The sequence below is a fragment of the Methylobacterium sp. Leaf91 genome, assembly GCF_001422815.1.
In the GTDB taxonomy this organism is placed as follows: Bacteria; Pseudomonadota; Alphaproteobacteria; order Rhizobiales; family Beijerinckiaceae; genus Methylobacterium.
The window spans coordinates 1-6742 of the sequence record NZ_LMMP01000035.1; the positions used below are offsets into that span (position 1 = coordinate 1).

The following is a 6742-nucleotide window of genomic DNA, read 5'->3' on the forward strand; positions in this document are numbered from 1 at the left end:
CAGCCAGATCATCCATCCATCAGTGCCCAGAAGACACAACAGCCGCCCGCCGAACCGAAGTCCCCGCTGGCCGCCGCCGATGAACAGGGATATACGGACCACAGACGGACGCGTCAACACCTAAAACGACGTCCCGATGACAACAGTCGCAAAAACCCGAAGCGACGGCCTGCCGACCGAGCCTCGGTCAGATCCCCGCGTACCAGGGGAAGCCCAGTTCGGCGACCATGCTCCCCCTCCCCTTTCCGAAGCCATCGACGCGGTCCACGGCCTCGATCTGCGTCAGGTATTTCAAGCTCTTGTAGCCGAGCTGGCGTTCGACCCTCAGGCGCAGGGGAGCACCATGGGCGACGGGCAGATCCTGTCCGTTCATGCCGTAGGCGAGGATGGTCTGGGGATGCAGCGCATCGAACAAGTCGAAACTGTCCCACCAACCATCGACGCTGCGCATGACGATGAAGCGCGCCTCCGGCTTCAGGCCGACATGAGCGAGCAGGCCTGCGAGCGGCACTCCCGTCCACCCGGCAATGGCGGACCATCCCTGCTCGCAGCTGTGCAACGTGATCTGCGTTCGGGCCGGCATCGCCTTGAGGTCGGCTAGGGAAAACGCCCCCGGCCTTTCCACGAGACCGGTCACCGGCAGCTTCCAATCCGTGAAACCGAGGGACTTCGATGTCTTGTAGCCGGGAACGTCCGGATCGGTCGTGTTGATCGTCGGAAAGACGGCCGAGATCGCCTCGGGCCCGAACTCCCGGACGAGGGGCTGGCGCCGGAGAAGCCAACGCTGAACGGCGAAGGTCAGGCCGTTGCTCCAATCATAGGGCGTCGCCAGACGGCTCAACGCCGGCGCATCGCAACCGCCGAGGAAACCGGCCCCGACGAGACCAGCCGATCCCGTAAGAAGCCGACGCCGGGAAAGATCGGTCATCGTTCCGTCTCCCTGGGGATGGTGAAGCGCCCCGTGATCATCGAACGCATGAGATTGGCCGCGCCGCCGACGAAGACCTGCGCCACGTGAACGAGCAGGAACAGCACGAGCAGGCTGGCCACCAGGAAATGGATCGTCCGCGCGGATTGGCGGCCACCGAACAGGGTGAAGAGCTCGGGAAACGCCGTCGTGAAGCCCGGCGACATGGTGAGGCCAGTGAGCACCATGAGCGGAAACAGGATCAGGACAACGCCGAGATAAGCGAATTTCTGCAACGCGTTGTACCGGAGCGCCTCGTTGCCGCGCGCCTTCTCGAACCTGACGTGATCACTGATTTCCCGGGCGAGATGCCGGGCGGACAGTTGATCCCTGTTCGGTACCAAGTTCTTGCGAAGATGTCCGCTGGCCAGAACGAGGAGAAGATAGGCGAGCCCGTTGATCACCAGGATCCAGGCGGCGAGGAAGTGCAGGTTCCTGCCCCAGCCGGTCTGTTCGAGACTCACCGGTAGGGGAAGTTCGAGCCATGTCGGGGCGCCGTTGGCACCCGTCTCGCCCCAGAACAATCGTGGCAGAGCGAGGAGGATGGCGATTCCACTGATCAGCAGGACCAGAAAGGCCGCAGCATTCACCCAATGGGTCAATCGCAGCCAGACAGGGTGCCGGAATACGGTGCGGCGGGATTGTGGGCCCGCCTCCGTCGCCACCGCGTGAAGGTCAGGAGATGCGGGTGAGGACATCGAGCCGGTACCGATCGGTGCGATGACGATGAGTGACGTGGATCGACGAGTCGAGGATGTCGATGAGCTGGTCCGAAGCCGCGTCCCCCGTCTGCGGATAATGGGTCGGCCCGGTCCAATGGACCAGCGCGATGGTGCCTCCCGTGTCGAGCGTGCCGAGAATCCGCTCAGCCAGGCGGGGCATGTCGGCTGCGTCGAAAAAGTAGAGGACCTCGGATATCAGGATCAGGTCGAACCGGCCGGCAGGCCATTGGCCGGGAGAGTGCAACCGCTCAAAGCTCACATGCGGCGCCTCCCGACAGCGCTCGCGTGCCTGTTCGAGGGCCTTCTCCGCGGTATCGACACCGATGAGGGCGTCGCATCGGGCTGCCAACGCCTTGGTGAACACGCCGATCGAACAGCCGATCTCCAGCGCCGACGCGTAATGCGGCTTCGGCAACGCTTCCAGCGTCGCCGCATACTTGGCGGCCTCGTATTCGCTTGTGGCGAACTGCCAGGGATCGGGATCCTCGGCGTAGCGGTTGTCGAAATAATCGGGCGGCATCGTCTGCGAATGACGCGTCATGGCACATCTCCGGAATCACGCCAGAGATCTCCGGCGGACACGGTCTCACCAAGGACATAACGCGCGGCCGATGTCAGCGCGAAATCCGGTGCAGGCTGGCGAAGATAGGTGGCGAGATCGCGCGAGGCGCGTTCGAGGGGATGATCGCGAAGGAAACCCTGCAGCCCCACGGAGCGCTGGGCGAGCTGGAGAACGGAAAGCCCCGCTGTCTCGACGGCGGTTCGCGCCAGATGAACATAGGCCACGATCCGCTCGGGATGGAGATCGTCTTCGAAGACGATACGGGCGGCGCGCTCCACCCATAGGCGGGCTGTCTCGGTGGCGATCAGCCCCTCTCCCAGCCGCGCCGATTGATGGGGATCAGGTCCCCGGCCGGTCCGGCGGAGGTGATCGCGCCAAATGTCGATGACCGCCTCGATCCCACCGAGCTGGACGGCAGCGAAACGCCAGGCTCCACCGAAGAAATAAGGCTGTCGCGAGTAGGAATCGGGCTCGCCGAGCAGCTCACCCGATCCGATAGGGAGGCCGGTCAGATCGACCTTTCCCGTCGCCGAGGCACGCATGCCATGCGCCCGCCAATCGGACAGATCCGCCCGTGTCCCAGGCGTCAGTTCCGGTATCACCATGAAGGCGAGATCGCCGGGAACCGTGCGGGCGGTGACCAAGGGGCGGCTGACGAAACCGGCCCCGGATGCGAGGATCTTGCCGGCCCTCAAGCGATAACCGCCAGCCACTTCCTCGAGCTTCAGCCCGTCATCGAAGAGTTCGGTGTTCCAGACGCCGAAAAGATGCCCCTGCCGCGCGTCTTCGAACAGTCGCGCGCGCTGGGAACGGTCGCCGTAGCGCGCGACCAATTGGAGCGCGTTGACATGGCCCTCATAGATCCGGCCTAGGGCGAGGCTGCCGCTCCCGATGACGCGCAACACGCTACAGAGGTCGGCGGCCCCCGGTTCTTCGCCAAGCCCAGCGCCGTCCTCGTCCCGCGGGATCGGCGCGGCAAGCAGGCCGAGCGTGCGAAGATGCTCCACATCGGCCGCGGGAAACCCGCCATCGTGATCATGCTCGGCCGCCCGTGCAGCCGCTGCCCTGGCGGCAATCCTCGCCGCATTCGTGGGATCGAAAGTGGTGTGGGCGACCGGTGTCGGTTGGTCCACGCTGTTCATCCTCTCCACGCGGGCGTCGCATCCGTTATGATAAATATTTATGACATAGGAATAGCGTGACAGATATACTTCGTTCTGCCTTCCGCCGTGCGACACCCAGGCGCGGACATTCTACGATTTACCTTGGATTCTTAATCGGCCGATGACGGGCGATCTGACGCTCCACCGGGCCGCCAGACCGGCGGCAACGCTGGTCATGGGTGAACGACCGTAGGACGGGCTGGTTCGGCAGCGTCGCCTCCCATGACGTGCATCATCCTCGCAGGCAGGGATCCACAACTCCAAAAAAGCCGGTTTATCCCCATATCGGTTATAGGCGGCGGGTCCGAGATCGGGCAGCCTCCTCGCGGCTCTGTAATCGCCTTCGGCGCGGCTTTGCCGAGCATCATGTCGAGGCTTTTGCCTCACCCGTTCCAGGATCGGTCCCCATGGCGCGAAAGCGCGTTCCTTCCACCGTCGATCTCCTGATGGAAGCCGTCGCCCGCCTCGGCCTTCCGCCACGTTCCGTCGATATCGAGGGGCTGCGGCTCCAACTCGACCTTCCGGAATTCGGCGGTTACGTCGACGATGCGCGTGTGGGCAAGGCGCTACGGCGAATGAAGGCCGTGCATGCCTTCGCCAAGGCCGGAGCGGAAGCGGTCGCCAGAAGCGTGCCGGGGCTGAAGGTGACGATCGCCGCTAACGACACGCTGATATGGCGCGTGCGCGTGATGCTACCGCTCCTCGATGGCGGTCGCATGGACGTGCGGGTCGAGGTCCCGCTGGACGGCGTCGCCAGTGACATCGTCTCGGGCATGGCGGAGCGGAACGACCCGGCCTGGCGGATCGAGACGTTGCGAACGGCGGTCGCCGAGATCACCGCAAAGACGGGACGGACGCTCCGTCCCTCCCTCGAACGCCTCAGGGACGCCATCGCCGGGGATCTGCGAGAGGTCGGCGCCGACGCCGTCACCTATATCGACCATATGGACCGCTCGCTCCGCTCACGGGTGTTCCATGACGGACCGAATCTCGGCCGATCCATGAGCGATACGCTGGCTCCGGTGCGGAAACGCGCGAAGCTCGTCGCAAGGGAGGATTCGCGCTTGCGGCGCCTGCGCGACCAGGTTGGGTTCGGTGCGTATATCGAGAAGTTCACGGTCGCCCGACGCCTTGGCCGCCGCATCATCTTCCATATGGGGCCGACCAATTCCGGCAAGACCTACGCGGCCCTGCAACATTTGGCGGCGGCCCCGACCGGCACCTATCTGGCGCCGCTGCGCCTGCTCGCGCTCGAGAATTACGAGGGATTGGCCGAGCGCGGGCTGAAGGCCGGGATGGTGACCGGCGAAGAGGTTCTCGGCGAGGAGAGACCGACCCACACATCGCGGACCATCGAAACCGCCGACCTGACGCGGCCCATCGATGTCGCCGTGATCGATGAGATTCAGATGCTCTCCGACCCGGACCGGGGCTGGGCCTGGACCAATGCTCTGTTCGGCATCCCGGCGAAGACCGTCATCGTCTGCGGCTCGGACGATGCGCTCGCCGCTGTCCGGCGCGCGGCGGAGGCCGCCAACGAATCGCTCGAGGTCATCACCTTCGTTCGCAAGACACCCCTGGTTCTTATGGAGGAACCGGTTCCCCTGGAGAATGTGGAGCCGGGTGACGCCGTCGTCGCCTTCTCGCGTCGCGCCGTCCACGAGAATCGCGAAATCCTGGTCGCGGCCGGGCATAGCGTGGCGACGATCTACGGCGCCCTGTCTCCCGAGGTGCGGAGGGCGGAGGCCGCACGCTTCCGTACCGGTGAAGCCACCGTCCTGGTGACCACGGACGCGATCGGCATGGGCCTCAACCTCGGTCCCCTGAAACGCATCGTCTTTTCCGCCACAAGGAAATGGGACGGTGTCGGCGAGCGTGCACTGACAAACTCCGAGATTCGTCAAATTGCCGGTCGCGCCGGACGGTTCGGACATCAGGATGTCGGTTACGTCGCAGCCACCGATGCGGTCGGCATCGAACCGATCCGCGCGGCGCTGGCAGGTGCCCCCACGGCTCCCGCTGCCGATACGCGGTTCTTCGTGCGGCCAGACCTGATCGCGATTCGCTCCGTCGCCGAGGAGATGCGAACGCAAAGTCTCCGCGAGGTCATGACCCATTTCGCGCGCTCCACATTCTATGCCGGGTCGCCGTTCCAACCTTCGGCCCTCGACGAGATCCTCGATGTCGCGAAAGTCATCGATCGGGCCCACCTGCCGATCGAGGAAAAGTTCGCCTTTTCGGTTTGCCCGGTAAACCGCCGCGATGAAGTCGCCGTCGCCATGCTGGAGCGCTGGGCGCAGGCCCGGGCCACGCGCACGACCGTTCCGGCCCTGCGTGCCAATCTCAGTGGAGAGCTCGATTACCAGGAGCGAACCGTGCGGCTCGCCAGCGCCTATCTCTGGTTATCGCGGCGATTTCCGGAAACCTTCGACGATGACGAGCAGATCCGTGTCATGCGTGGTCGAGCCAATGCGGTCATCGAGAATCATCTGCGAGAAACGGCGACCCGCAAGGCCGAGCGCCGCCGTGCACGTCCAGGACAACGATGAGCCATCTCACTTACGCAATCGGCGACATCCACGGCTGCGCCGATGCGCTCGGTCGGCTCCTCGCAGAGATCGCACGTCACAGTTCGGGTCGCGAACGACGTCTCGTTTTTCTCGGTGACTATATCGACCGTGGCCCGGACAGCGCCGGCGTGCTGAGAATGCTTCAGGACATTGATCGCACGGAGATGGGGAAAGCGACATTTCTCATGGGCAATCATGAGCGGATGCTGCTCGACGCTTACGAGAAACCCTTTGGCGTGACTGCTTGGCTTGAGAACGGCGGCCGGAGCACGCTCGCGTCATTCGGCATCCGGGATCCGGAAGACCTCCCGCGTGACGCGCTCAATTGGATGTCTGCCCTTCCGACATCCCACGCGGACGCGCGCCGTTATTATGTCCATGCCGGCTTTCGTCCCGGTCGACAGGGCATCGACCCGGACGTGGAAGCCAGGCTCTGGATCCGGAAGCCGTTCCTCACCGAGGAATTCGACTTCGGCAAGCATGTCGTCCACGGACATACACCCCAAAAGAACGGGAGGCCGGACATCCATCCCTTCCGCACGAATATCGACACGGCCTGCGTTTTTGGATGTTCGCTGACGGCGGGGGTCTTCACAGCGGATGCCGGACCGGCGGTCGAGTTTCTTCAGGTCGGCATGAGGTCGTAAGCGATCGGGTTTTCGCTTTGGGTTGTGATGCGGTCTCGCTGATCTGTGCTGGGGAGAACTGCGTGCTCTGGACATGACGAAGCCCGCGGCGTTTATGGCGCTGCGGGCTGT

At 64.2% G+C, this 6742-nt stretch carries 6 protein-coding genes; 2 read left to right on the forward strand and 4 right to left on the reverse strand.

Going from position 1 to position 6742, the window contains the following annotated elements; genetic code table 11:
- Nucleotides 1-187: 187 nt before the first annotated feature.
- The 4 genes from ASF32_RS18290 to ASF32_RS18305 are packed head-to-tail and all read right to left on the reverse strand — an operon-like array spanning nt 188 to nt 3393.
- A complete protein-coding gene (locus ASF32_RS18290; RefSeq protein ID WP_056431630.1) occupies nt 188-928 on the reverse strand; it encodes a molybdopterin-dependent oxidoreductase in 741 nt (246 codons plus the stop codon).
- Nucleotides 925-1665, reverse strand: a complete 741-nt coding sequence (locus tag ASF32_RS18295; RefSeq protein ID WP_082470479.1) for a cytochrome b/b6 domain-containing protein — start codon at nt 1663-1665, stop codon at nt 925-927. Before ASF32_RS18295 ends, ASF32_RS18290 begins: the two co-directional genes overlap by 4 nt.
- Entirely contained in the window at nt 1643-2230 is a 588-nt protein-coding gene (locus tag ASF32_RS18300) for an SAM-dependent methyltransferase (protein WP_056431637.1), read from the reverse strand. Before ASF32_RS18300 ends, ASF32_RS18295 begins: the two co-directional genes overlap by 23 nt.
- A complete protein-coding gene (locus ASF32_RS18305) occupies nt 2227-3393 on the reverse strand; it encodes an acyl-CoA dehydrogenase family protein (protein WP_156467882.1) in 1167 nt (388 codons plus the stop codon). Before ASF32_RS18305 ends, ASF32_RS18300 begins: the two co-directional genes overlap by 4 nt.
- 428 nt (nt 3394-3821) lie before the next feature.
- On the opposite strand from ASF32_RS18305, the gene ASF32_RS18310 reads away from it, so the two are divergent.
- Nucleotides 3822-5963 (forward strand): helicase-related protein, encoded by a 2142-nt coding sequence (locus tag ASF32_RS18310; RefSeq protein WP_056431640.1) that lies wholly within the window; start codon nt 3822-3824, stop codon nt 5961-5963.
- Nucleotides 5960-6631: a metallophosphoesterase family protein gene (locus tag ASF32_RS18315; protein WP_056431643.1), complete on the forward strand. Its 672-nt coding sequence runs from the start codon at nt 5960-5962 to the stop codon at nt 6629-6631. Before ASF32_RS18310 ends, ASF32_RS18315 begins: the two co-directional genes overlap by 4 nt.
- Nucleotides 6632-6742 lie beyond the last annotated feature (111 nt).

Coding starts and splice junctions, on each gene's coding strand:
- ASF32_RS18290 (WP_056431630.1), bottom strand. CDS start 928: ATGACCGATCTTTCCCGGCGTCGGCTTCTTACGGGATCGGCTGGTCTC.
- ASF32_RS18295 (WP_082470479.1), bottom strand. CDS start 1,665: ATGTCCTCACCCGCATCTCCTGACCTTCACGCGGTGGCGACGGAGGCG.
- ASF32_RS18300 (WP_056431637.1), bottom strand. CDS start 2,230: ATGACGCGTCATTCGCAGACGATGCCGCCCGATTATTTCGACAACCGC.
- ASF32_RS18305 (WP_156467882.1), bottom strand. CDS start 3,393: ATGAACAGCGTGGACCAACCGACACCGGTCGCCCACACCACTTTCGAT.
- ASF32_RS18310 (WP_056431640.1), top strand. CDS start 3,822: ATGGCGCGAAAGCGCGTTCCTTCCACCGTCGATCTCCTGATGGAAGCC.
- ASF32_RS18315 (WP_056431643.1), top strand. CDS start 5,960: ATGAGCCATCTCACTTACGCAATCGGCGACATCCACGGCTGCGCCGAT.